Source organism: Burkholderia sp. L27(2015), from assembly GCF_009765705.1.
Classification (GTDB): Bacteria; Pseudomonadota; Gammaproteobacteria; order Burkholderiales; family Burkholderiaceae; genus LMUX01.
In genome coordinates this window covers 309,997-334,569 of record NZ_LMUX01000008.1, presented here as the reverse complement: position 1 = coordinate 334,569, position 24,573 = coordinate 309,997, and the positions used below count along the sequence as shown (strand labels likewise).

Annotated in this window: 22 protein-coding genes; 8 read left to right on the top strand and 14 right to left on the bottom strand. The window is 60.9% G+C overall.

The window, feature by feature from the left end; translation table 11 throughout:
- Positions 1–77 precede the first annotated feature (77 nt).
- Positions 78–569 (bottom strand): acetolactate synthase small subunit, encoded by a 492-nt coding sequence (ilvN, locus tag GSQ77_RS04520; protein WP_158899431.1) that lies wholly within the window; start codon positions 567–569, stop codon positions 78–80.
- Positions 570–716: 147 nt separating this feature from the next.
- Complete coding sequence (locus GSQ77_RS04515) at positions 717–2,519, bottom strand: acetolactate synthase 3 catalytic subunit (RefSeq protein ID WP_158899429.1); 1,803 nt, start codon at positions 2,517–2,519, stop codon at positions 717–719.
- Between the two features lie 401 nt (positions 2,520–2,920).
- On the opposite strand from GSQ77_RS04515, the gene GSQ77_RS04510 reads away from it, so the two are divergent.
- The 8 genes from GSQ77_RS04510 to GSQ77_RS04475 all read left to right on the top strand — a co-directional run bounded on the left by GSQ77_RS04510 (position 2,921) and on the right by GSQ77_RS04475 (position 9,076).
- Positions 2,921–3,487 (top strand): RNA polymerase sigma factor, encoded by a 567-nt coding sequence (locus tag GSQ77_RS04510; protein WP_158899427.1) that lies wholly within the window; start codon positions 2,921–2,923, stop codon positions 3,485–3,487.
- A complete protein-coding gene (locus GSQ77_RS04505; protein WP_158899425.1) occupies positions 3,484–3,900 on the top strand; it encodes a DUF3619 family protein in 417 nt (138 codons plus the stop codon). Before GSQ77_RS04510 ends, GSQ77_RS04505 begins: the two co-directional genes overlap by 4 nt.
- 14 nt (positions 3,901–3,914) lie before the next feature.
- On the top strand, positions 3,915–4,691 hold the full coding sequence (locus GSQ77_RS04500) for a DUF3106 domain-containing protein (RefSeq protein ID WP_158899423.1): 777 nt from the start codon (positions 3,915–3,917) through the stop codon (positions 4,689–4,691).
- Positions 4,692–4,880: 189 nt separating this feature from the next.
- A complete protein-coding gene (locus GSQ77_RS04495) occupies positions 4,881–5,837 on the top strand; it encodes a UDP-2,3-diacylglucosamine diphosphatase (RefSeq protein ID WP_158899421.1) in 957 nt (318 codons plus the stop codon).
- Positions 5,838–5,912: 75 nt separating this feature from the next.
- On the top strand, positions 5,913–6,944 hold the full coding sequence (locus GSQ77_RS04490) for a glycosyltransferase family 1 protein (RefSeq protein ID WP_158899419.1): 1,032 nt from the start codon (positions 5,913–5,915) through the stop codon (positions 6,942–6,944).
- A 272-nt stretch (positions 6,945–7,216) separates the two neighbouring features.
- Positions 7,217–7,675 (top strand): diacylglycerol kinase, encoded by a 459-nt coding sequence (locus GSQ77_RS04485; protein ID WP_254067439.1) that lies wholly within the window; start codon positions 7,217–7,219, stop codon positions 7,673–7,675.
- Between the two features lie 100 nt (positions 7,676–7,775).
- Positions 7,776–8,540: a TetR/AcrR family transcriptional regulator gene (locus GSQ77_RS04480; RefSeq protein ID WP_158899417.1), complete on the top strand. Its 765-nt coding sequence runs from the start codon at positions 7,776–7,778 to the stop codon at positions 8,538–8,540.
- Positions 8,540–9,076, top strand: a complete 537-nt coding sequence (locus GSQ77_RS04475; RefSeq protein ID WP_158899592.1) for a TIGR00730 family Rossman fold protein — start codon at positions 8,540–8,542, stop codon at positions 9,074–9,076. Before GSQ77_RS04480 ends, GSQ77_RS04475 begins: the two co-directional genes overlap by 1 nt.
- Positions 9,077–9,130: 54 nt before the next feature.
- Here the strand turns inward: GSQ77_RS04475 and GSQ77_RS04470 are convergent, their stop codons facing one another.
- The 12 genes from GSQ77_RS04470 to GSQ77_RS04415 all read right to left on the bottom strand — a co-directional run bounded on the left by GSQ77_RS04470 (position 9,131) and on the right by GSQ77_RS04415 (position 24,570).
- A complete protein-coding gene (locus tag GSQ77_RS04470) occupies positions 9,131–9,727 on the bottom strand; it encodes a DUF924 family protein (protein WP_158899590.1) in 597 nt (198 codons plus the stop codon).
- A gap of 61 nt (positions 9,728–9,788) precedes the next feature.
- Positions 9,789–10,190 carry a group II truncated hemoglobin gene (locus GSQ77_RS04465; protein WP_158899415.1) on the bottom strand — a complete coding sequence of 134 codons (402 nt, stop codon included), beginning with the start codon at positions 10,188–10,190 and terminating at the stop codon, positions 9,789–9,791.
- Positions 10,191–10,403: 213 nt separating this feature from the next.
- Positions 10,404–13,034 (bottom strand): ABC transporter permease, encoded by a 2,631-nt coding sequence (locus GSQ77_RS04460; RefSeq protein ID WP_158899413.1) that lies wholly within the window; start codon positions 13,032–13,034, stop codon positions 10,404–10,406.
- Complete coding sequence (locus GSQ77_RS04455) at positions 13,034–13,654, bottom strand: DUF4126 domain-containing protein (RefSeq protein ID WP_158899411.1); 621 nt, start codon at positions 13,652–13,654, stop codon at positions 13,034–13,036. The genes GSQ77_RS04460 and GSQ77_RS04455 overlap by 1 nt, the downstream gene beginning before the upstream one ends.
- Positions 13,655–14,089: 435 nt before the next feature.
- Positions 14,090–14,788: a two-component system response regulator KdpE gene (gene kdpE, locus GSQ77_RS04450; protein ID WP_158899409.1), complete on the bottom strand. Its 699-nt coding sequence runs from the start codon at positions 14,786–14,788 to the stop codon at positions 14,090–14,092.
- Positions 14,785–17,646 (bottom strand): DUF4118 domain-containing protein, encoded by a 2,862-nt coding sequence (locus GSQ77_RS04445; RefSeq protein ID WP_158899407.1) that lies wholly within the window; start codon positions 17,644–17,646, stop codon positions 14,785–14,787. Before GSQ77_RS04445 ends, kdpE begins: the two co-directional genes overlap by 4 nt.
- Positions 17,647–17,723: 77 nt before the next feature.
- Positions 17,724–18,338: a potassium-transporting ATPase subunit KdpC gene (gene kdpC / locus GSQ77_RS04440; protein ID WP_158899405.1), complete on the bottom strand. Its 615-nt coding sequence runs from the start codon at positions 18,336–18,338 to the stop codon at positions 17,724–17,726.
- Positions 18,339–18,398: 60 nt separating this feature from the next.
- Entirely contained in the window at positions 18,399–20,483 is a 2,085-nt protein-coding gene (kdpB, locus tag GSQ77_RS04435; RefSeq protein ID WP_158899403.1) for a potassium-transporting ATPase subunit KdpB, read from the bottom strand.
- A 9-nt stretch (positions 20,484–20,492) separates the two neighbouring features.
- Complete coding sequence (gene kdpA, locus GSQ77_RS04430) at positions 20,493–22,301, bottom strand: potassium-transporting ATPase subunit KdpA (RefSeq protein ID WP_158899400.1); 1,809 nt, start codon at positions 22,299–22,301, stop codon at positions 20,493–20,495.
- Positions 22,298–22,390 carry a K(+)-transporting ATPase subunit F gene (gene kdpF / locus GSQ77_RS04425; RefSeq protein ID WP_158899398.1) on the bottom strand — a complete coding sequence of 31 codons (93 nt, stop codon included), beginning with the start codon at positions 22,388–22,390 and terminating at the stop codon, positions 22,298–22,300. The genes kdpA and kdpF overlap by 4 nt, the downstream gene beginning before the upstream one ends.
- Before the next feature lie 383 nt (positions 22,391–22,773).
- Entirely contained in the window at positions 22,774–23,748 is a 975-nt protein-coding gene (locus tag GSQ77_RS04420) for a quinone oxidoreductase (protein WP_158899396.1), read from the bottom strand.
- 42 nt (positions 23,749–23,790) lie between these two features.
- Positions 23,791–24,570, bottom strand: a complete 780-nt coding sequence (locus GSQ77_RS04415; protein ID WP_158899394.1) for an SDR family oxidoreductase — start codon at positions 24,568–24,570, stop codon at positions 23,791–23,793.
- Positions 24,571–24,573: the final 3 nt, after the last annotated feature.

The following is a 24,573-nucleotide window of genomic DNA, read 5'->3' as shown; positions in this document are numbered from 1 at the left end:
TTAATGGGTCGGTCGGCTGTCGTCTGACGTAGCGCGGCCAATAACCCGGATCAAGTGTGAAACGAAAACCCGGGATCTCAAACTTTCAGGATCCGCTCGCCCCGGCCGATTCCCGAACCGCCGGTACGCACGGTTTCCAGAATGGCTGCGGCATCGAGGCCTTCGATAAAAGCATCGAGTTTGCTGCTGTCGCCAGTCAGCTCGATGGTGTAGGTCTTTTCCGTGACGTCGATAATGCGGCCACGGAAAATATCCGCCATCCGCTTCATTTCTTCGCGTTCCTTGCCTACTGCCCTTACTTTCATCAACATCAGCTCGCGTTCTATGTGGGCGCCCTCGGTCAGGTCTACCACTTTTACCACCTCAATCAGGCGGTTCAGATGCTTCGTGATTTGTTCGATCACGTCGTCGGAGCCAATGGAGACAATCGTCATACGCGACAGTGAGCGGTCTTCTGTAGGCGCCACTGTCAGAGTTTCAATGTTATAACCGCGTGCGGAAAACAGGCCGACCACGCGCGATAAGGCGCCGGGCTCGTTTTCCAGTAAAACCGAAATGATATGTTTCATGATGTGCGTAGTTATCGGTACAAATCGCAGTGCGATCGCGAGGCGCGCGCGGTTTGCTATGCAGCAAGACGCACCGCCGGCGGTTCATGTCGGCATGTCCGCAGTCGTCGACGCCACGAGGGCGCCGCCGGCCGCGTGTTTGCCACCTTATAGATCTTCCGAGCCGAGCAGCATCTCGCTGATGCCTTTGCCTGACTGCACCATCGGCCAGACGTTCTCGGACGGATCGGTCTGAAAGTCCATGAATACCGTGCGATCCTTCAATCGCAACGCTTCACGCAGCGCGGGCTCGACCTCCGAGGTCTTTTCGATCCGCATGCCGACGTGCCCGTAGGCTTCGGCCAGCTTCACGAAATCGGGCAACGCATCCATATAGGAGCTCGAATAACGCTCCTTATATTCGATCTGCTGCCACTGACGCACCATGCCTAGATAACGGTTATTCAACGAAACGATCTTGATCGGCGTGCGGTACTGCAGGCAGGTGGAAAGCTCCTGTATGCACATCTGGATCGACCCTTCGCCGGTGACGCACACCACTTCGTCATCGGGATGCGCCATCTTGACGCCCATCGCAGCAGGCAGGCCAAAACCCATGGTGCCCAACCCACCTGAATTGATCCAGCGGCGCGGCTTGTCAAAGCGGTAGTACTGCGCGGCCCACATCTGATGTTGGCCCACATCCGAACAGACATACGCATCGCCGTGAGTCAGCTCGTAAAGCTTTTCCACCACATATTGCGGCTTGATGATTTCGCTTTCACGATCGAACTTCAGACAGTCGATGCTGCGCCACTTTTCGATCTGCGCCCACCAGTCCGACAACGCCTGCGCGTCCGGTCCGGGCGCAGCGGTCTGCAACTGCTCGATCAGCTCCTTGAGCACTTCCTTGACGTCGCCGACGATGGGGATGTCCACCTTGACGCGCTTGGAAATGGACGAGGGGTCAATATCGATATGGATAATCTTGCGTGGCACCGAAGCAAAATGCTCGGGGTTGCCGATCACGCGATCGTCGAAGCGCGCGCCGATCGCGATCAGCACATCGCAATTCTGCATCGCCATGTTGGCTTCGTACGTGCCATGCATGCCCAGCATGCCAAGGAACTTGGAATCGCTCGCGCGATACCCGCCCAGGCCCATCAGCGTATTGGTGACGGGGTAGCCCAGCAGGTCGACAAACTGGTTCAGCTCACGCGCCGCATTGGCGAGGATGATGCCGCCGCCGGTATAGATATATGGGCGCTTGGCCGACAACAACATTGCGACCGCTTTGCGAATCTGCCCTGAGTGGCCTTTGACCACGGGGTTATACGAGCGCAACGAGATCGACTTGACCTGTTCATATTCGCAGGGCGTCTTTGAAACGTCCTTGGGAATATCGATCAGCACAGGGCCCGGGCGACCGGTACTGGCAATGAAAAACGCCTTGCGTATCGTGACCGCCAGTTCGCGCACATCCTTGACCAGGAAGTTGTGTTTGACGCAGGGACGCGTGATGCCCACCGTGTCGCACTCCTGGAACGCATCCTGGCCGATTGCCGCTGTGGGCACCTGGCCGCTGATGATCACCAGCGGAATCGAATCCATGTACGCCGTAGCGATGCCGGTAACGGCATTGGTCACGCCAGGCCCGGAGGTGACAAGGCAGACGCCGACATTGCCTGTGGAGCGCGCATAAGCGTCGGCAGCATGGACAGCGGCCTGTTCATGGCGCACCAGCACATGCTTGATCTTGTCTTGCTTGTAAAGCTCGTCGTAGATGTAGAGAACCGAGCCGCCGGGATAGCCCCAGATGTAGTCGACTTTTTCGTCTTGCAAAGCCCGCATTAATACGGTTGCACCGATCGAAATATCAGCAGATGGGGAGGACGGACTGGTGGGTGTATCAGATTGTGGGTCGGGATCGTTCAATTCCGACGTAGAGAATTCCGCGCTGTGCGTATTCATCGTTCACCTTTCGAATTTTCGGCAAAAAATTGATCGGGAGCTCTCCCCTCAGGCTCGTGACCCGGGTTCAAGCGGCGCGTCCAAAAGACAGGCGAGCCTTGTAAGCTGCGCCTCAATGGAACTTATTGCAGCTTGTTGCGAACCTTCGACAATACCCACCTAGGGCGGCAGGGTCAACAATTATTTGTTCCAAGCAGCAAACGGAGTCGGTTATGCTGCTTGCGGTAATCGGCCGCTTGGCCAATAAAACAGTGCATAAGCCTCGAAATCGGGCCAACGCGTCGTTTGGGATTCGAGGCTAAAACCACCCTTTGCGCGGATTTTTTTGCTAGCATCCGCGGGCTTTACGACATTTTTATAGACGGATAACGCGCGCAGCCACTCGCGTCAAAATACAACGGATGGCATCAGACAAGGAACTGGCCGATTTTCTGGCGAGCGTCGAACGGCGTGCGTTCAAGCAGACCATTTACGCGGTGCGCGATCACGAGGCGTCCCTGGATTGCGTCCAGGACGCCATGATTCGGCTCGCCGAAAAATATGGCGACAAACCCGCTGCCGAACTTCCTATGCTGTTTCAGCGTATTCTACAAAACGTCATCCTCGATTATTTCCGCCGCCAAAAAGTCCGTAATACCTGGGTTAGCCTTTTTTCCTCGCTCACGCCCAGCAACGAAGACGACGATTTCGATTTGCTTGAGAATTTTGATGCCGAAGCGCGGTCTATAGGATCGGACAGCGGTCAAGATCAGCTCGAACGAGCCCAAATCCTGAATTTGATCGACGAAGAGATTCAAAAGCTGCCAACGCGTCAACGAGAGGCCTTCCTCATGCGTTATTGGGAAGACATGGATGTCGCTGAAACTGCCGCCGCGATGGGTTGCTCCGAAGGTAGCGTGAAAACGCACTGCTCACGAGCTACACACGCCCTGGCCTTGGCGCTTAAGGCGAAGGGAATTACATTATGAACTCCACTGTCGATACCAAGGAACGTGAATTCGCGTTAGCGGTGCGTCGCGCGCTGGACGAGAGCGCCGAAGGCCTGCCGCAGCCAACGCTGGCCCGGCTGGCATTGGCGCGCCGGGCGGCACTGCAGCGCAAGAAACCGGAAGTGGCCCCGCAAACCGCGCCGGTATCTGCGATGGCGCCGGCGTTCGCCGGCGCAATGGGTGCACGCCCGCCGGTCGTGCGTGCGCCGCGCTTTGTCCTGATGTGGCCAATGTTCGCGCTGGTGGCGGCATTGATCGGCGTCGCGTACTGGGAAGACCAGCAGCGCATCGCGGATACCGCCGACATCGATGCTGCCATGTTGTCCGACGAGCTGCCCCTTAACGCTTATCTGGATCACGGTTTCAACGCCTACTTGTCGCGCACGCGATAGACCGGGAGCCGCCGGTGTCCAGCAGGCGTGGTCTCGCCATCGTTTTTATCAGCGTGATCGCGGCTGCCGTCTCGTTCGTCGCGACCTATCCGCGCTGGCACCCGGCGCGCAGTTCGACCAATACCGCCAACAATTCCGCTGAAACCGTGCCCGCGGCGCTCGCCCCGGATACAGCAGGCGTATTGCCCTCGCTCACAGCGACACCCGCCCCGCTCGCCTGGGCCAAGCTTTCGGTGAACCAACGCACCGCGTTAGCGCCTTTTGCCCGCGAATGGGATCAGTTCAGCGACGTACGCAAGCGCAAGTGGCTCAAAATCGCCGTGCAATATCCGAAATTGTCGCTGGACGAACAAGCGCGACTGCATGAACGCATGGCGGAATGGGTCAGCATGACGGCCGACCAGCGCCGCACCGCGCGCGAGAATTTTCAGCTTTCGAAAGCGGTGCCTGTGCAGCAGCGAGAAAAAGCGTGGGCAGATTACCAACGGTTACCGGAAGATCAAAAAAAGAAACTGGCGGCCACTGAGCGCAAGAGCCACCGCCAAACTGTTGTCAGCACGCCACTGACCGGCAAAAAAGAAATCAAGGACATTACGCCGCCGCATCGACCGCCCGAGCCCTCCAAGGCGCCGACGGCTCCGCTCGGCGGCACGTCTCCGGGGGCCAAGCCGGTGGCGACCACAGCGGCCCCCGTTTCGGTACCGGCGGCGGTCGATCCGCATGTGGCACCGCCCGTCCCGCATCCCATGCCCTCGGCCAGCCCCTTGTGGGGCGAGCACGTCGAACAGTAAGCCGCGGCGCGTCACGCTAGGCCGCGGGGAGTCTCATTAAGCGGCGGCGCACCTCATAGGCGGCGGCGCATCCCATCAAGCCGCGGCGCATCGACGTACAGCACTCCGTAATAAGAACTTCCCATGAATGTCACGCGGCAGTCATATACACATGGCTGAATGCAGGCATTGCATCTATCAAGGGATCTCATGGAGTCCAAGTCGATATCTGTGCCGCCCCTGTTCCGACAGGCAGGACTCGGTTCCGAGCTGCCCGGTGCGCGCACCGCTGCCTTACCCCCCTCATTTATCCCTCCCCAGATCAACAACAGTGGTCCGATTCTCGACGACGAGAGTGCGACTCATCGCTACCGGACCATCTGGATTTCCGATATCCACCTCGGCACCAGCGGTTGCCAGGCTGATTACCTGCTCGATTTTCTGCGTCACAACGACTCAGAATATCTGTACCTCGTGGGCGACATCATCGACGGCTGGCAACTGAAAAAAGGCTGGTTTTGGCCGCAGGCTCACAACGACGTGGTGCAGAAAGTGTTGCGCAAGGCGCGCAAAGGCGTCCAGGTCATCTATATCCCCGGTAACCACGACGAGTCGGCCCGCCAGTTCTGCGATCACGCGTTCGGCGATATTCACATCCGCGAGGAAGCCTTCCACACCACGCTGGCCGGCAAGCGCTTGTGGGTCGTACATGGCGATTTGTTCGACGGTGTGATCCAACATGCAAAGTGGCTCGCCTACGTGGGCGACTCCTTGTATTCGCTGATCCTCGTGCTCAATCGCTGGTTCAACCGGATCCGGATTCGCTTTGGGTTCCAGTACTGGTCGCTGTCGCAATACCTGAAACACCAGGTCAAGAACGCCGTCAATTTCATCTCCCAGTTCGAGCGCGTCATGACCGATGAGGCGCTGCGCCGCGGCTGCGATGGCGTGGTTTGCGGCCACATTCATAAAGCCGAAGTCCGCGACATCGACGGCGTGCTCTATTGCAATGACGGCGACTGGGTAGAAAGCCTGTCGGCCTTGGTCGAAACCACCGAGGGCGAACTCAAGATCGTCTACTGGACCGTCATGCAGTCGCCGCCCGAATCGTCGTCCGGGTCGTCGTCCAAAGTGCAGGTTCGTAGCAAGGCCCGGGAAATCGCTTGAATCGGGCGTCCCCCCATAACCTATCCAACCTCCCCTACACCCCGCACTGCGCCACTGCGCGATGGCTGAAATCTTATGAAAATCATGATCGTTACCGATGCGTGGGAACCTCAAGTCAACGGGGTGGTTCGGACCTTGAAGAACACCACGCGCGAGTTGATCGAGCTCGGCCATCGCGTCGAGTTGCTCACGCCGCTGGAGTTTCGCACCATCCCCTGTCCGACTTACCCGGAAATCCGCCTGTCCCTGATGCCCGGGCAACAGGTGCGCAGGCGCATCGCCGAATTCGCGCCGGACGCGCTGCATATCGCAACCGAAGGCCCACTGGGCATGGCTGCTCGCGCCTATGCACGACGCCACAAACTGCCGCATACGTCGGCCTATCACACCCGTTTTCCGGAATACGTGCAGGCTCGCTTCGGCATCCCGCTCGCACTCACCTACAAATTCCTGCACTGGTTCCACGGTCCGTCGCGCGCCGTCATGGCGCCCACGCCCGTGGTCAAGCAGGATCTCGAAAAATTCGGCTTTACCAATGTGGTGCTATGGACCCGCGGTGTCGATCTGGAAATTTTCCAGCCGCAAGAATCGAAAGTACTCAACACCGCGCGCCCGATCTTTTTGTACGTCGGCCGGGTCGCCATCGAGAAGAACGTCGAAGCATTCCTGAAGCTCGACCTGCCAGGCTCGAAATGGGTGGCCGGCGAAGGCCCGCAGTTGGCCGAGCTTAAATCGCGCTATCCGGAAGTCAACTACCTGGGCGTGCTGACGCAGGCGGAACTCGCCAAGGTCTACGCGGCGGCGGATGTGTTCGTATTCCCGAGCCGCACCGACACCTTCGGCTTGGTGCTGCTGGAAGCGTTGGCATGCGGGTTGCCGGTGGCCGCCTACCCGGTGACGGGTCCAGTCGACGTGCTGGCCGACGGCGGTGCCGGTGCGATGAACGAGGATCTGCGCGAAGCCTGCCTGGACGCGCTGAAAATCGACCGCGGTCATGCACGAGCCTGGGCCGAACGGTTTTCGTGGCGCGCCGCATCGGAGCAATTCGCATCTCATTTGAAGCCCTTGCCGCACGTTGCGGTCGGCGCCGAGCAGGCCACGGCCTGATGTATTTGCGCAGCCCGGTCTTCGCGGCGAATTCAGTGAATTCGCCGGATAAGCAGGCGGCAAATCGCGGGCTGCACACCGCGAGCTGCGCACCCGTCCACACACCGCCGGACTTCCTTTAGTCCTACCCACCATACGCGCTGCCCGGCATCCATTTGGCGTGTGCTAATCTGAAACGGTAATCATTCTGGCGACCCCCTACAGTGCCCCACTCAACGTCTCATCCCGTCAGCGAAAAGATCAGCGACACGGCCTCGACGCAAGCTCCCGTTGTGCCGACCGGACGCGCCGCAGATCCGAGCGCCGCAGAGGTGCCCGCCCCAGAAGAGATGGCGCCGCTGCCGTTCAATCCGTATAAAGGCAACCGCGGCATCACGCGCGCCTGGCATGCGCTGAAGAATTCGATCAATGGCTTCCGCGTCGCATTTCGCGAGGAGAGCGCATTTCGTCAGGAGCTCACGCTCGCCGCCATCCTGGTACCCTGCGGCATCCTGATCCCGGTGCCGCCCGTTGAACGCGTGCTGCTATTGGGTTCCGTGCTGATGGTGCTGATCGTCGAACTGCTCAATTCCAGCGTCGAAGCCGCCATCGACCGGATTTCGCTGGAGCGTCACGAGCTTTCCAAGCGTGCGAAGGATTTTGGCAGCGCTGCCGTTACCGTGGCGCTGGTGATTTGCGCACTAACCTGGGGTTTGCTGGCTGGCCCGGTCGTCATCGCTTGGGTGAGGTAAATACCCTGCTCGGAGCCGGTAGGCGAGGTTTATAATTAGAATTCTTTTTCCGATTATAACGATCCGGGGTTCCCCACCCTGGGCACACCCGGCAATCTCTATGGACGCAAAACCGCCTCGCCGCACTCGCGAACGCATCCTTGAACTGTCGCTCAAACTATTCAACCAGTTCGGCGAACCCAACGTCACGACCACCACCATCGCCGAGGAAATGAAGATTAGCCCAGGCAATCTTTATTACCATTTTCGCAACAAAGACGACATTATCAACAGCATTTTTGCGCAATTCGAGCAACAAGTCGAAAGGCGCCTGCGCTTCCAAGAGGATCGCAAACCGAGCATCGACGAGGTCTGGGCCTATCTGTCCTATATGGCCGATTTCCTGTGGCACTACCGATTCCTGTACCGCGACTTGAACGACCTGCTCGCACGCAACCGCACACTGGAAACCCATTTCAAGCAAATCATCGGTCACAAGGTGCGGTTTGCCCGCGATCTTTGCGAGATCCTGGTGGACGACGGCGAAATGATAGCCACCGCCGAAGAAATCGCTGTGATCTCCACTAATATCGGCGTTATCGCCACCTATTGGCTGTCTTACCAGTTCGTCATGAATCCGCGCCAGTACAACGACCAGGAAGCGATACGCAAGGAATTGCATGCATCGAGCCGCCACATCATTTCAATGATGGCGCCTTACCTGCGCGGGCGTTCGCGTCAACTATTCGATGATCTGGTCAGCGGCAAACTGCCGCCGCGCGAATTCAGCGAGTTTCTCAAAGACCCTGCGCGCGAGAGCGACGATATCAGCGTCGATGGCGGCGGGGACCGGGTTGGGGACAACAGCGGGCGCCAGCGCTCATGATCCGATCGGTGTGTGTTTATTGCGGCTCCAGCCCCGGTGCGCGGCCCGTTTTCATCGAGGCTGCGCAACAGTTCGGAACCGCCGTCGCGCAAGCCGGGCTTACGCTGGTCTACGGCGGCGGCAAGCTCGGGATGATGGGCGCAGTCGCCGATGCGGCGCTGATGGCGGGCGGTCGAGTTATCGGCGTGATCCCCGAATTGCTGCTCGATCGCGAAGTCGGCCATCACGGCCTCGATGATCTGCATGTGGTCGACGACATGCACCAGCGCAAGAAAATGATGGCCGATCTATCGGACGCGTTCATTACCTTGCCGGGTGGCGCCGGCACGCTCGAGGAATTTTTCGAGGTGTTTACGTGGGCCCAGCTTAGCTACCACGCCAAACCGCTCGCGCTGCTCAATACCGACGGCTATTTCGATCCGCTGTTGACGATGCTGCAACATACGGTGAACGAAGGGTTCATGCGGCCGGCTTATCTGGATTTGTTGCAGGTCTCGACCGAGCCACTGGCGTTGCTGCAGCGTTTGACAGGCTGAGCCCCGAGTCGCGAATCGCTTACATCCGACTCCGCTCGGCTCGCGGCGCACGCGTCAAAATCGAGCGCCACGCTCCTGCAAAAACTTGATCTCATCGGGGCTGGATAATCGCCCAAGTACGGCATTGCGATGCGGAAACCGGCCAAACCGCGCGATCACCGCGGCGTGTTTCTCGGCCCATACCCGCGGGTCCGCCCAACCGGTTTCTTGTTCCAGAGCACCGAACAACTTGAGCGACAAACGCTGGCTGGCCTCGTTTTCGTCATGCTCGAACGGCAAATACACAAACGAACGATGCATAGGCGTGGGCAATTGCCGATCGATCCCGGCATGCACGATGCTCGCTGCAATGCCCAGTGCTTGCGCGTCGGCCGCAAACGCCGCCGGCTGGTCTCGAAAGAGGTTGCGCGAAAACTGGTCGAGCATGACGATCAATGCGCACGCGCCCAGCGGCGTTGCCACCCAGGCATCGCACCGTCCGGCCACCGCCTGTGCATGGAGCGGGCCGAACAGCTCGCGTATGCGCTGATCGGTTGCGGCCGATTTCTTGAACCAGAGGCGACGCTCCTGCCCGTATTCTGCCGACCCTGGCGCACCGAACCAGAAATCGAGCACGGCTTGCGCACGGGCGTCGGGCAACGGCGACGGCATGTCGGAATCGTTCGGTTTCGAATCGTGATTCAAGGCAGGCACTCCGCAACGATGCCCAATTTTAGTCGGGGCGATTACGCATCCAATCCGCGGTCTGGAAAAAAGAGGTCAGCAGGCGCTCGCGCAAAGTCTCGTCCAGGCCGACATCCTCCATGGCCCAGGCCATGCAGCGCAACCATTGGTCACGCTCGCTGCCACCAATCGCGTAGGGCATGTGACGGGCGCGCAGGCGCGGGTGACCGAAGCGGCTGACGTAATGATCGGGACCGCCCATCCAACCGCATAAGAACCAGAAGAATTTATCGCGCGAACCTTCCAGCGTCGGCGGATGCAGAGCGCGGATCCCGGCAAACTCGGGTTCCAGATCCATCAAATCATAGAAGCGGTCGATCAACTCGCGCACGCGCGCTTCGCCTCCGACCAATTCGAAAACGCTAGGCGCGTTATCAAGGGTTTCTGTCATCGAGCTCTAATGAAAAAAAGCGGTGTAAAAAGCGCCGCAAGGGGACGTGGATGTGCATTATCGCCGACTTGCCGTGCGCGCGTTTTGCTTGTACGCCGTTTTGGTAGCGCCCCGCTTTTGCTCACGCGCCGCTTGCTTGCACGCGCTTGCGCTTACGCCTCGGATATTGCGTACACGCCCACGGCTTACACTCCTTCGCTTAGCCCCCGTTTCTTAAACCCCTTCCCGCAACGATTGCAGCGCAGGCCGCGCCAGCACCGCGCGCAAACTGGCCCAGCCGCCGGCCGTCGCACACACGATACCGGCCGCAGTGCCCAGCAAAGGCAGCCACGGGTTGATCGTGAGATGGAATGAAAATATGCGCTGCGCGAGCACCGCGCCCAATATCTGCGCGCCCAGCGCCGCCATCAGCCCGGCCAAACCGCCAACCACCACGAACTCGGCGATCTGCACCCCACGCACCTGTCGGCTCGAAGCGCCCAGCGCGCGCAATAAGGCGGCTTCTCGCACCCGTTCGTCGCGCGTTCCCGCAAGCGCTGCGTAGAGCACCAGCACGCCCGCCGCGAGCGTGAACAAGAACAAGAATTGAACCGCCCCAATCACCTGATCGAGCACCCGTTGCAGTTGCGCAATCAACGCGCCGGTGTCGATCACCGTCAGGTTCGGAAAGCGCGCCACCAGCGCGTCGACGACGCCATGCTGGTTGCTCGGCAAATGAAAGCTCGTGATGAACGTCGCGGGAAAATCCGCCAGCGCCGCAGGCGGCATCACCACAAAGAAATTGACTCTGAAACTTCCCCAGTCGAGCTTGCGCAAGCTCGTCACCGGCGCGTCGATCTGCTGGCCGGCCACGTCGAAACGCGTCATGTCGCCCACTTTGATCTTGAGCGCCTCGGCTATGCCCTCCTCCATCGAAATCTCGGGCCGCTTGCTGGCGCCGTACCAATCGCCGGCAACCACGCGGTTGTCCGAAGGCAACGCGGAGGTGTAGGAAAGGTTGAATTCGCGCTCGATCAAGCGCTTGGTGTTGTCATCCTTGTAGTCGTCCGCACCAATCGGCCGGCCGTTCAGGGCGATCAAACGGCCGCGTATCATCGGCGACAACGTAATGTCCGATTCGCCGTGCTGTGCGAGGAAATCCTTGAAGACCGCCGTCTGATCGGGCTGGATATCGATGACGAATTGGTTGGGCGCATCGGGCGGCGTCGAGGCACGCCAGCCCGCGACCAGATCGTTGCGCGTAATCGCCAACAGCAGTAAGCACATCAGGCCGATGCCCAGCGCCGTGATCTGCAGCGCGCTCGCGCCGGAACGGCGTTCCAGCGAGGCCAGCGCATAGCGCCAACCGAGCGCCGCGCGACCTCCGAAGCCGCCAAAGCCATTCAAGCCACCGATCCCCTTGCTTGAGCGCGCAAGCCGCGCCAGCGCCCACAACGCGATGCGAGCGAGCAAGCCGAAGCCCAGCATTCCTGCCGCGAAACCTCCCGCCACGATGACGCCGAGCTTGATCTCGCCGGCCGCCACCATCAGCAGTGCGCCGAAACACGCGATGCCCACCGCGTAACCCAACCACATCATGTGGGTATTGCCCTCCAGTTCACGACGCAACACCCGGCCCGGCGGCACGCTCGTGAGCGGCGCCAGCGGCGGCAAAGCAAAACCGAGCAGCAACACCAGACCGCTGGCAATACCTTCGACCGCGGGCAATACGCCGGCCTGCGGCAAACTCACGCCTATCAGTCCGCCCAGCCATTCCAACAGCGCGTAATGGCCGGCGAAACCAAGCACCACCCCTAGTGCACTGCCGGCCAAACCGACCAACACGAATTCGACGAGAAACAAACCACGCAGCGTGCGCTCGCTCGCACCCAGGCACCGCATCACCGCGCCGCCGTCGAGATGACGCCGTGCATAACGATGCGCCGCCATCGCGATTGCCACGGCTGCCAACAGGGCGGTCAGCATCGCCACCAGGGTCAGAAAGTGGCGTGCCCTCGTCAGCGTGTCGCGCACCTGGGGCTGGCCGTCGTCGATGCTCTCGAGCGCCACGCCACGCAAGCGATTGCCGTCGACCTGGGCATGCGCCCATGCGGTATACCGCGCTACTGCCGCAGGCGAACCGGCAACGAGCAATCGGTAAGTTGCACGGCTGCCGAAGGTAAGCAGGCCTGTCGATGGTAGATCGTCGGCACGCAGCATGACGCGCGGCGAGAAGTTGACGAACGCAAAGCCGCGGTCCAGCTCGCGCGTAATGAGTGCGGCAACGGTGAATTGACGGGTGCCTACCTTTAGCGCACCGCCGACTTTCACATGCAGGCTATCGAGCAATTGCGGATCGATCCAGACTGTCCCCGGAGCCGGGACGCTGTTGGCCGCCGTGCCCGTCTCGTCCGGGGCTGCCGCGATCGAGACCGAGCCGCGCAAGGGGTAACCGGGAGAAACTGCCTTGACCGCAGCCAGCCGCGTAGGGAGATCGGCGACGGCGGGCGACGATGCCGGTGCAGCCGGTGCCGCAATCGCCGCAACCATGCTCGGAAACACCGTGGTGCTGGCGGTCCGCAGGCCCCAGTCACGCGCTTGCTCGATGAATTGGGGGTCGACCGGATGATCGGCGCGCACGACCAGATCGGCGCCTATCATCTGACGCGCATCGCGCTCTAGCCCGCGCGCCAAGCGGTCGGCCAGAAACCCGACACTGCTGAGCGCGGCGACGGCCAGAATCAGCGCGAGCAGCAGCATGGTGAGTTCGCCGGCGCGCCAGTCGCGCACCGTCATGCGCCAGCCCTGGCGCAGCAGTGGGGGGTGGGATCGGAGCGAGCGTTTAGGCGGGGCCGCTGGCAGCATCAGTCATGCTTGCCGGCAACCGGCCGGACCGCGGAATGCACCATATGCAAGGCCATGCCGCGCCAGCCGCCCTGCACACCGCGCCACAGACGCGGCAAAGCCCATGCGGCGGCCAGCAGGAAAGCGGCAATCAAGGCCAAAAAGACCAGCGGCAGGAAAAAAGCCAGCGATAAACCGACGATCACGAGCACGTCTTCGGCCAGCGAAGCGATCTTTCCCGAAGGCTGCTCGCCGGAAAAATTGATGACGGCACGCGTGCCAGCCTTGGTCAAATGCGCGGCTCCAGCCAGCACGCCGCCTGCCAGCGCCATCAGCAGCACGGTCTGCGGCGCCGCATAACCGAGCGCGCCGGCCGCGAGCAAAGCGCCCGCGGGGATGCGTATCAACGTATGCACCGCATCCCAGAGCGAATCGAACGCGCGAATCTTGTCGGCGAAAAACTCGATCAGCGAGAACACCACGGCAGCGCATAACAGCCATGGCGAGGCAAGCGGCTGCAACGCGAGAGGCAGATGAATCAGGCCCAGATTGGCGAACAACCCGGTGAACAAAACAGTGAGGTAAAGGCGCAAGCCCGCAGCCCATGCCAGCCCGGCAGCTAAAGAGATCGCTTCAAGCATGACTGTTCCCTCTTTACGAAACCCCGGGCGCCATACAACGACCGGATCTGAAATACCCGGCTGACCCAGTCAGGAAGCGGGACCGGATCGCGTCGCAAAACGACGGCGTCCGTCTTATTTCGATTTAATTATAACCATGCTGCACACAGGGTGTCGCATAGCATCGCGGTGTAGCCCCGTACAAAATCAAAAAAACGTCATGATTTGTGGTTTTCCAGACAGCGCACACCGCGGTCGAGCTGCCGCGATACGCTCCATGGGCCCCGGACTCTGTCGAAATCTGTAGGAATGCGCCGCTCTGCTCGGACAGGATGAACAGGTCGCGCGAGTCTTTTAGGCACGAGGAGCCGGCATAAGTTTCCGTCTCGGCCACTTATGCCTCTCGGTGCCGTTTTTTCGTATGTCGCGCCTGCTTCCGACGTTTTGCAGCAGCGGTTATAACAATCCGACGAGCCGATAGCCGACACCGGTTTCGGTCACGATATGTTCGGGCTGCGTTGCATCGCGCTCAAGCTTTTGCCGCAAATGCCCCATATAGATGCGCAGATAGTGGTTGCTTTCGACATGCGACGGTCCCCATACGTCGCGCAGCAACTGGCGGTGCGTGAGCACGCGTCCGGCATGGCGCACCAGCGTTGCGAGCAATCGGTATTCAAGCGGCGTCAAATGAACCGCTTCGCCATCGCGGCGCACCTGGCGCAAGGCCAGATCCACTTCGACCGCGCCGAAACGCACGACCGGCGTCTCAGCGGCGCCGCCTTGGTTGCGTCGACGCAAATGCGCACGGATACGCGCCATCAGCTCCGATACGCCAAACGGCTTGGACAAGTAGTCGTCGGCGCCGGCATCGAGCGCGGCAACCTTCTCGCTCTCCTGACTACGCGCCGACAGCACGATCACCGGTAACTCGGTCCACCCGCGCAACTCACGTATCACGTCCAACCCGTCCGTATCGGGCAATCCCAGGTCGACGATAATCAAATCCGGTTTGCGCGTAGCGGCCTCGATCAGACCGCGCTGACCGGTATCGGCCTCGTGCACGGTAATGCCTTCGGCCTCGAGCGCCGCTTTGACAAAACGGCGGATCTGCTTTTCATCTTCAATCAATACGACATTCACGCCCGGATCATTCATGCCGAGTGTTCCTCCGTTGTAGGATCGCCATCGGTCGGATTGCCGATGTGCTGACTTTCACCGCCGCTCTCATCGGCGAGCGTCTCGGGCCCCGGTGGCGCCTCACCGGCCGGCAAGGTGAACCAGAAACGCGCGCCGTGCACGACGGTCCCGGTGGTACCGCCCGACATCAGGCGATTTTCCGCACCGATCTCGCCGCCGTGCGCGTTCACGATCGCCCGGCAGATCGCCAGCCCCAGTCCAATGCCGGGCTTGGCCGACTCTTTTTCGCCGCGCGTAAATTTCTCGAAAATGCGCTTCTCCATGCCCGACGGCAAACCCGGACCATGGTCGTCGACGTTCACCCGCACGAACGGTTTGCCGTCGACGGTCACCGTGTTCGCGCTGATATCCAGGCTGCTGTTGGCGCCCGCGTATTTGGCGGCGTTCTCGAACAGGTTCGTGAACAAACGCTCCATCAACACGGCATCCAGTTGCAGCAAGGGCAAATCGGGCGGCAAGTGCACGTGCACCGGATGTTGCGCCAAGCGTCGCCGGCTCGCGCGCAATGCCGCCCCGACCACCTCCTCCAGCATCAGCCACTGCCGGCTGAGCTGCACGCCACCGGCCTGCAGCCGGGCCATGTCGAGCAAGTTGGTGACCAGTCCGGTCATGCGCAAGGCCTCTTCGTGAATCGCCTCGACCAGGTCGGAATTCGACATGGCCAGGCCGTTCTGCCCCGACTCGATACCTTGGCTTTGCGCCAGCATCGACGAGAAGCCGACTATGGTCGTCAGTGGCGTGCGCAAATCGTGCGAGATGGCCGACAGCAGCGAATTGCGCAAACGCTCCGACTCCATGCTGACCACGGCGTCGCGCGCAATATCGACGTAATGCACGCGCTCCACCGCCAACGCAATTTGCGCGGCGAAGGTATCGAGCATCTGGGCCTGCTCGGGGCCACTGAACAATTGTGCGCTTTCACTGGTGAGCGCCAACACGCCGCGTGTGCGCATCGGCGCTTTCAGCGGCAGATATTTTGCCGGACTGGCCGGCAAGGTATCGGTACCTGCCCCCGCCGGCTTCTGCTGGTCGTACACCCACTGCGCGACATCGACGTCCAGCTGCGGGCCGGTCAACCACATCGGCTGGAGCAGCTCCTCCACCGGCTGGCGTACCTGATCCGCGCTGTCGGGCAGCAGTATCGCCACCTTCGCGCGAAACACCTCGCTCACATGCCGGCTGCCGATCTCGATGATCTGCTCGGTCGTGAGCGCCGCCGCCAGCTCGCGCGCCATCGCATACATCGCACCGGTGCGGCGCTCGCGATAACTGGCTATGCGCGCCTGCTGGCGCAGGCTCGACGTCAGGTGGCTGATGACCAGCGAAGTCACCAGCATGCCGGCAAACGTCAATACGTATTGCGTGTCGCTCACGCTAAACGACATGCGCGGCGGCACGAAGAAAAAGTCGAACGCCGCCACGCTGAGCACCGACGTCAGCGCGCCGGGACCACGCCCGAGCCGGGCGGCGGCGAAGATTACGCCCAACAGGTAGAGCATCACCAGATTGGTCAGATCGAGGTGCCCGGTCAGAAAACTCGCGACCCCGGTAATGAGCGCCACCGTCACGGCCGCCCAACCATAGCTGCCGGCCGATGAGCGCTCTTCGCGTTCGCCGGCCAGCGCATTGCGGATATCGCCGGCGAGGGTCTGCGGCTGCGGTACGCCCGCGCCCGCCTGCACCTGAATGTGCACCAAGGTCACGTCGATCTCGCCGGCATGTTCGATCAGGCGGTCGCCCAACGAACGCTTCAGGGTGCGCGACAGCCCCTGGCGGCGCGACGCGCCCACCACCAGCTTGGACACGTTGCGCACGCGCGCATAGCTCAGCAAAGTCGGTACCGCGTCCGAGCCATCCAGCGTCACGGCCTCCGCGCCCAACTCCTGCGCAAGCTTGAGTGCTGCGAACGTGAGTTCGCGCTGCGCATCCGAGCGTCGCTGCAACGCAGCGGTTTCCACATAGACGGCGATCCAGTCCGCCTTCAGGTTGGCGGCAAGGCGGGCCGCCGAGCGCACCAGCGACTCGGCCCCGTCGCCCGGGCCCACACACACCAGCAGCCGCTCACGGGCTTGCCAGATGCGCTGGATCGATTGATCGGCGCGATACTCGCGCATTTGCGCATCGACACGATCGGCGGTACGGCGCAGTGCCAGTTCGCGCAGCGCAATCAGATTGCCCTTGCGAAAGAAGTTGCGCACCGCGCGTTCGGCCTGTTGGGCCAAATACACCTTACCGTCGCGCAACCGGTCGAGCAGTTCTTCGGCGGGAAGATCGACCAGCGTGACCTCATCGGCCATATCGAACACATGGTCCGGCACCGTCTCCCAGACCCTGATGCCCGTGATCTGCCCCACCACATCATTGAGACTTTCCAGATGCTGCACGTTCACCGTGGTGTACACGTCGATGCCGGCGGCGAGCAACTCCTGCACGTCCTGCCAGCGCTTCAGATGCCGCGCCCCGGTCAGATTCGAGTGCGCCAGCTCGTCGACGAGCAGCAACTGCGGCTTGCGCACGAGCGCAGCATCGAGATCGAACTCGGATAGCGTGCGGCCGCGATACTCGATTTGCAGCGGCGGCAGCACTTCCATGCCTTCGAGCAAAGCCGCAGTTTCGCTGCGGCCGTGCGTTTCCACCACGCCCACCACCACATCGAGGCTCTCTTCGCTCAGGCGGCGTCGCGCCCCTTGCAGCATTGCAAAGGTCTTGCCCACGCCAGCCGAAGCACCGAAGAATATTTTGAGACGACCGCGCTGCTGGCGCGCTTCGTCGCGTTGTAGTTTGTCGAGCAATTCGTCAGGATCGGGTCGGTCCATAATTCACATGAAAAAGTAAAACGCCAGCCCGTTACCGAGCTGGCGCAGTCGCCACCACTGCAGCCAGCGGTCGCGACTTAGGACTTCGGCAACGCGTCCAAGGCAAGATTGAGCTTGAGCACATTCACACGTGCTTCGCCCAGTATGCCGAACTGGCGGCCGGAGGTATAGCTATCGACCACTTCCTGCACTTTCTCGACCGGCAAGTGGCGAGCCAGCGCCACCCGCTTGATCTGATAAGCGGCTGCGGCCGGGCTGATTTCCGGATCCAGGCCACTACCCGACGACGTTACCAGGTCGACAGGAATCGGAGTGCCAGCGGTCGGATCGGCGGCCTTCAGCGCGTCGATGCGTCCTTTCACCTCATCTTGCAGGGCCGAGTTGGTCGGTCCGAGGTTGGAGCCCGACGAATTTTGCGCGTTATACGGCATCGGCGAAGTCGCCGACAGACGGCCCCAGAAGTACTGAGGCGCATCGAATTGCTGGCCCATCAGTTCCGAGCCGACCACCTTGCCGTTTTGCTCGATCATGCTGCCGTTCGCTTGAGACTTGAACGCCGTCTGGCCAATGCCCGTGATGACCAGCGGGTAAGCCACGCCCGTCACGACGCCAAGCAAAACGAACAACGTGATCATCGGCCGCCATAAGGCGGGCTTCTTTACCGGTACTTCCTGTTGCAGAACTGAGTTCATCGCAGTATTGCTCCTAGCCTTGTTTATTCATGATGTGCATCGTCGACCTGTTCCGTGCGTTCAAGCCCAACCGCAGACGGCCAGGATCACGTCGATGACCTTGATCCCGATAAACGGCACGATGATCCCGCCCAAGCCATAAATCAACAGGTTGCGGCGCAGCAGCGTCGCAGCACCCAGCGGCCGATACCGCACGCCTTTGAGCGCCAGCGGAATCAACACAACGATGATCAGCGCGTTGAAAATCACAGCCGACAAGATCGCCGAGGACGGGCTGGCCAAGTGCATCACGTTAAGCGCGTTGAGCTGCGGATACGTGGTGGCAAACGCGGCCGGGATGATCGCGAAATACTTCGCAACGTCGTTGGCGATCGAGAACGTGGTGAGCGAGCCGCGCGTCATCAGCATTTGCTTGCCGATTTCGACGATCTCGATCAACTTGGTCGGGTTCGAATCGAGGTCCACCATGTTGCCGGCTTCTTTCGCCGCTTGGGTACCCGTATTCATCGCCACGGCCACGTCGGCTTGTGCGAGCGCCGGAGCGTCGTTGGTGCCGTCGCCCGTCATGGCCACCAGCTTGCCCTCAGCCTGATGCGAGCGAATCATCGCCAGCTTGGCTTCCGGCGTGGCTTCGGCCAGGAAGTCGTCGACCCCCGCTTCCGCCGCGATGGCTGCTGCCGTCAACCGGTTGTCGCCGGTGATCATGATGGTCTTGATACCCATGCGGCGCAGCTCAGCAAACCGCTCCTTGATGCCGCCCTTGACGATGTCCTTGAGCTCGATTACACCCAGCACGCGAGCACGACCGGCCTTCGTTTCGGCAACCACCAGCGGCGTGCTGCCGCGGCGTGCCACTTCGTCGACCGCAGCGCTCACTTCGGCGGCAAATCGCGCACCGGTTGCCTCGACATATTTACGGATGGCGTCGGCCGCACCCTTGCGGATCTCGTGATCGACCAGGTCGACCCCGCTCATGCGAGTCTGTGCGGTGAACGGCACAAACACCGCATGCAAGCCAGCCATCTCGCGCTGACGCAGGTTGAAGCGTTGCTTGGCCAGCACGACGATGCTGCGCCCTTCAGGCGTTTCATCGGCCAGCGACGACAGTTGCGCAGCGTCGGCCAGTTCTTGCTCGGTTACACCAGGCGCCGGCACGAAGGCCGAAGCTTGACGATTGCCCAGCGTGATCGTGCCGGTCTTGTCGAGCAACAGCACGTCCACGTCGCCGGCCGCTTCCACTGCACGTCCGGAAGTCGCTATCACGTTAGCCTGCATCATCCGGCTCATACCCGCCACACCGATGGCCGACAGCAGGCCGCCAATGGTGGTCGGAATCAGGCAGACCAGCAGGGCCACCAGCGCCGTGATCGTAACCACGTGCCCGGCCTTGGCGATATCCACGCTGAAGACCGAGAACGGCAGCAACGTGGCGGTTGCCAGCAACAGCACAATGGTCAGTGCCACCAGCAAAATGGTTAGCGCGATTTCATTGGGCGTCTTCTGGCGCTTCGCGCCTTCGACCATCGCGATCATCCGGTCGAGGAACGCTTCGCCCGGATTGACCGAAACGCGCACCACGATCCAGTCGGAAAGCACTCGCGTGCCGCCCGTGACCGACGAGAAATCGCCGCCCGACTCGCGGATCACCGGTGCGGATTCGCCGGTAATCGCCGATTCGTCGACCGATGCCACGCCTTCGATCACTTCACCGTCGGCCGGGATCGTATCGCCCGATTCGACCAAGATGACGTCGCCGCGGCGCAAGGTGCTGCCCGAGACTTCCTGCCATTTCGCGCCGTAACGCGCTTCAAGCAGTTTCTTGGCTACCACGTCGCGCTTGGCGCTGCGCAACGATGCGGCCTGGGCCTTGCTGCGACCCTCGGCCAGTGCCTCGGCAAAGTTGGCGAACAACACCGTGAACCACAGCCACAGCGAGATCGCCAGAATGAAGCCGGCCGGAGCCTCGGCTTGGCCCACGAGCGCGGCGAGCCACAATACGGTGGTCAGTATGCTGCCGACATACACGACAAACATCACCGGATTGCGTATTTGCGTACGCGGGGTCAGTTTCTTGAATGAATCGACGATCGCCGGGCGCACCAGCGATGGATCGAACATTGAACGAGTTGCAGAATGTTGAGTCATTTGATCCTCTTAGTGGCCTGCGATCATGATGAGATGCTCGACCACCGGGCCCAGCGCCAGCGCAGGGACATAGGTCAAGGCTCCGACCAGCAGCACCGTACCGAACAGCAGCACTACGAACAGCGGGCCATGCGTGGGCATGGTGCCGCCTGTAACAGCCAAGCGTTTTTTCGCGGCCAGCGAACCGGCAACTGCCAGCACCGGCAACATCGAGAAGAAGCGGCCGAACCACATCGCGATTCCCAACAGCACGTTGTAGTACGGCGTGCTCACGGTCAAACCAGCGAAGGCGCTACCGTTGTTGTTGGCCGCCGAACTGAAGGCGTACAGAATTTCCGAGAAGCCATGTGGCCCGGGGTTCGAAATCCCCGCGCGTCCGGCGTCCGACAGCACTGCGATCGAGGTACCGAGTAGTACCAGCAACGGCGTTCCCAGCACGACGATCGAAACCATCTTCATCTCATACGATTCGATCTTCTTGCCGACGTATTCCGGGGTACGCCCTATCATCAGGCCCGCCACGAACACCGCCAGCATGGCGAACACCAGCATGCCGTACAGACCCGAACCCACGCCGCCGAAGATCACTTCGCCAAGCTGGATCAGCAACATCGGAATCAAGCCGCCCAACGGGGTTAACGAATCGTGCGTGTTGGCAACCGCGCCGCAAGAAGCCGAGGTAGTCGCTACCGTGAAGATCGCCGACTGTGCGATCCCGAAGCGCGTTTCCTTGCCTTCCATATTGCCGCCCGACTGCGTCGCGCTCGCTTGTTGATCGGCGCCCAGCGTCGTCAGAATCGGATTGCCGGTTTGCTCCGCTGAAATTTCACCGAACAAGGCCAGTGCGAACGAAATCGTCATGACGGCCAGCAAGGCGTGACCCTGCCGCTTGTCGCCTACCATCCGCCCGAACACAAAACACAGGGAGGCCGGAATCACCAACATCGCGATCATCTGGATGAAGTTGGAGAACGGCGTCGGGTTTTCGTACGGGTGAGCCGAGTTCGCATTGAAGAAACCGCCACCATTGGTGCCCAGCATCTTGATCGCTTCTTGCGAAGCCACCGGACCCATGGCGATGGTCTGCGTCTTGGCGGTGATCGTTTCCGTTACTGGATTGCCTTTGGCGTCCTTGACCGGATTGCCTTGCGCATCCACCTTCGGCTGCGTGTAGTCAGTCGCTTGCAAGGTCGGCACATCGCGATAACTATCCAAGTTCTGGATCACGCCTTGGCCCATCAGCAGCACCGCAATCAGAATCGAGAACGGCAGCAGGATGTACAAGGTCACGCGTGTGAAGTCGACCCAGAAGTTACCGATGGTCTTCGCGCTATGGCGAACGAAGCCGCGGATCAGTGCCACGACGACCACGATGGCAGAAGCCGCCGAGAAGAAGTTCTGCACCGTAAAGCCCAGCATCTGTGTCAGATAGCTGGCGGTTGTCTCTGGCGTGTAATCCTGCCAGTTGGTATTGGTTACGAAACTGATGGCGGTGTTGAATGCGCTGTCAACCGAGAATGCCCCGAAGCCGGAGGGGTTGAGCGGCAAGCCGCCCTGCACCCGCAGGATCAGGTAAAGCACAAACATACCCAGCGCATTGAACGAGACTACAGCGATCGCGTAGTGCTTCCAGCCCATTTCGACGTTCGAATCGACACCGGCCAAGCGGTAAAGCAGTTGCTCGAACGGGCGGCCAAAACGACGCACCACAGCCGAGGAGCCGTCCATCACCGAGGTTATGTAGCGGCCAAGAGGGGCCGCCAAAAGCAGCAGAACTACAATATATAGTGCCGGTTGCAGCCAATTATTCGCGTTCATTCGAGGTCCTCCGCACGCAGCAGTGCGTAGACGAGATAAGCAAACAGCAACACCGAGAGAACCCCGGAGACCCACATCATCCAGCTCATGGCCTACCTCCAGGACCGCGACGCAGTTTGTCGAAGCCCACGATTAACGCCAGGGTCAACGCGGTAAAGACCACGAGCCCGCCCAGATACACCAGGTCCATTTCTATGCCCTCTTCAAAAGGAGTTTTAGACAGGTGCAACAATAAGAGAACGCGTGTAAAGGACGGGAAGAAGTTCCCCAAGTGGATGTAAAGAAGGTGTAAACGTGCGCCGCGCAGATCGGCGCGGGCATTGGGCCGCAGGGAAGGCGCTGCGCACCGGCATAAAAAAAGCGCATGACATTGCGTCATGCGCTGGTGGCGCCGCGGCCTTGGCCGCGGCCCATCGATGTGACTGCCGGCTGGCGCCTTCCGGCTTCCGACGTGGGGCCAGCCTTCTACGTTTTACGGCAACAACACCGTCGACCCCGTCGTACGACGCGATTCCAACGCGATATGCGCCTGCGCGACATCCTTGAGCGCAAACGTCTGATTCACGCTGATCTTGACCTTGCCCGACGTAACCACCTCGAACAACTCGTTAGCGCTGCGTTCCAGGTCCTCGCGCTTGGCGATATACGAGAATAAGCTCGGGCGAGTAAAGAACAGCGAACCGCGCGAGGCCAACATGCCCGAATCGATCGGCGCGATCGGTCCCGAAGAGTTGCCGAAGCTGACCATCATGCCCAGCGGCGCCAGCGCATCGAGCGAATGCACGAACGTATCTTTACCGATCGAGTCGTAGACCACCGGCACACCGGCTCCGCCGGTAATTTCACGCACGCGCTCGGTGAAATTTTCACGGGTATAGATGATGGGATGATCACAACCGTGCGCACGCGCCAGTTCCGCTTTCTCGTCCGAACCCACCGTACCAATCACCGTCGCGCCAAGCGCTTTGGCCCACTGGCAAGCGATCAGTCCGACCCCACCGGCAGCCGCGTGTATCAGGATCGTCTGCCCGGCCTGGACTGGGTACGTGCGGCGCAACAGATATTGCGCGGTCATGCCCTGCAACATCATCGCGGCGCCCTGTTCGAACGTGATCGCGTCAGGCAGCTTGACGACAAAGGCCGCGGACATCACGCGCACCTCGCAATACGCGCCCGGCGGACGCGACGCATAGGCCACCCGGTCGCCGGGCTTGAAGTTCGTCACGCCCTCTCCGACGGCCTCGACCACGCCGGCCGCTTCCATCCCCAAACCGGCGGGCAACGGCTGCGGGTATAGGCCGGTGCGAAAATACACATCGATGTAATTCAGTCCGATCGCATGGTGCTTGACGCGAATTTCTCCCGCGCCGGGCTCGCCCACTTCAACATCTACCCACTGCATGACTTCCGGACCACCGGTCTTTTCGAGTCGAATCGCCTTGCTCATAATTTCTCCTTGGATGATTTTATTGTCTCAGTACGTGCACGCTCAGTACGTCCCCGGATAGGCCCCGCCATCGAGCAGCAAATTTTGCCCCGTCATATAGGCCGCCTGCACGCTGCACAGAAACGCGCAGAACGCGCCAAATTCGGCTGGCGTCCCAAAACGCCCTGCGGGAATGGCCGCCGCGCGTTGTGCGCGCACCTCTTCGATCGTGCGATTTTGCTTGCTCGCGGCGCCCGTCATCGTCACGTTGAGCCGGTCGGTATCGAACGCGCCCGGCAGCAAATTGTTCAGCGTAACGTTGTGCGGTGCGATTTTGCGCGCAAGGCCCGCCACAAAGCCGGTCAACCCCGACCGGGCACCATTGGACAAACCAAGAATATCGATCGGCGCCTTCACCGAAGAGCTGGTGATATTGATGATGCGCCCGAAGCGCTGCGCAATCATCGAATCGACAGTGGCCTTGATCAGTTCGATCGGGGTCAGCATATTCGCGTCCAGCGCCTTGATCCAGTCATCGCGATTCCAGTCGCGAAAATCTCCGGGCGGCGGCCCGCCGGCATTCGTCACCAAGATGTCCGGCGCCGGGCAGGCGGCCAACGCCGCAGCGCGTCCGTCGGGCGTCGTGATATCCGCAGCGACGGTCGTCACCCGCACCCCGCTCGCCCGGCGAATCGCCTCAGCCGCGGCTTCCAACGCCGGCGCCGTGCGCGCCACCAGCGTTACCTGCACGCCCTCTGCCGCCAGCGCCTGCGCGCACCCCAAGCCCAGGCCCTTGCTGGCGCCACACACGAGCGCGCTGCGCCCTGCAATTCCCATATCCATTCT

Coding starts and splice junctions, on each gene's coding strand:
- kdpA (WP_158899400.1), bottom strand. CDS start 22,301: ATGAACGCGAATAATTGGCTGCAACCGGCACTATATATTGTAGTTCTG.
- GSQ77_RS04420 (WP_158899396.1), bottom strand. CDS start 23,748: ATGAGCAAGGCGATTCGACTCGAAAAGACCGGTGGTCCGGAAGTCATG.
- kdpF (WP_158899398.1), bottom strand. CDS start 22,390: ATGAGCTGGATGATGTGGGTCTCCGGGGTTCTCTCGGTGTTGCTGTTT.
- GSQ77_RS04445 (WP_158899407.1), bottom strand. CDS start 17,646: ATGGACCGACCCGATCCTGACGAATTGCTCGACAAACTACAACGCGAC.
- GSQ77_RS04465 (WP_158899415.1), bottom strand. CDS start 10,190: ATGACAGAAACCCTTGATAACGCGCCTAGCGTTTTCGAATTGGTCGGA.
- kdpC (WP_158899405.1), bottom strand. CDS start 18,338: ATGAACTCAGTTCTGCAACAGGAAGTACCGGTAAAGAAGCCCGCCTTA.
- GSQ77_RS04490 (WP_158899419.1), top strand. CDS start 5,913: ATGAAAATCATGATCGTTACCGATGCGTGGGAACCTCAAGTCAACGGG.
- kdpE (WP_158899409.1), bottom strand. CDS start 14,788: ATGAATGATCCGGGCGTGAATGTCGTATTGATTGAAGATGAAAAGCAG.
- GSQ77_RS04415 (WP_158899394.1), bottom strand. CDS start 24,570: ATGGATATGGGAATTGCAGGGCGCAGCGCGCTCGTGTGTGGCGCCAGC.
- GSQ77_RS04515 (WP_158899429.1), bottom strand. CDS start 2,519: ATGAATACGCACAGCGCGGAATTCTCTACGTCGGAATTGAACGATCCC.
- GSQ77_RS04455 (WP_158899411.1), bottom strand. CDS start 13,654: ATGCTTGAAGCGATCTCTTTAGCTGCCGGGCTGGCATGGGCTGCGGGC.
- GSQ77_RS04460 (WP_158899413.1), bottom strand. CDS start 13,034: ATGCTGCCAGCGGCCCCGCCTAAACGCTCGCTCCGATCCCACCCCCCA.
- ilvN (WP_158899431.1), bottom strand. CDS start 569: ATGAAACATATCATTTCGGTTTTACTGGAAAACGAGCCCGGCGCCTTA.
- kdpB (WP_158899403.1), bottom strand. CDS start 20,483: ATGACTCAACATTCTGCAACTCGTTCAATGTTCGATCCATCGCTGGTG.
- GSQ77_RS04480 (WP_158899417.1), top strand. CDS start 7,776: ATGGACGCAAAACCGCCTCGCCGCACTCGCGAACGCATCCTTGAACTG.
- GSQ77_RS04510 (WP_158899427.1), top strand. CDS start 2,921: ATGGCATCAGACAAGGAACTGGCCGATTTTCTGGCGAGCGTCGAACGG.
- GSQ77_RS04495 (WP_158899421.1), top strand. CDS start 4,881: ATGGAGTCCAAGTCGATATCTGTGCCGCCCCTGTTCCGACAGGCAGGA.
- GSQ77_RS04470 (WP_158899590.1), bottom strand. CDS start 9,727: ATGCCGTCGCCGTTGCCCGACGCCCGTGCGCAAGCCGTGCTCGATTTC.
- GSQ77_RS04505 (WP_158899425.1), top strand. CDS start 3,484: ATGAACTCCACTGTCGATACCAAGGAACGTGAATTCGCGTTAGCGGTG.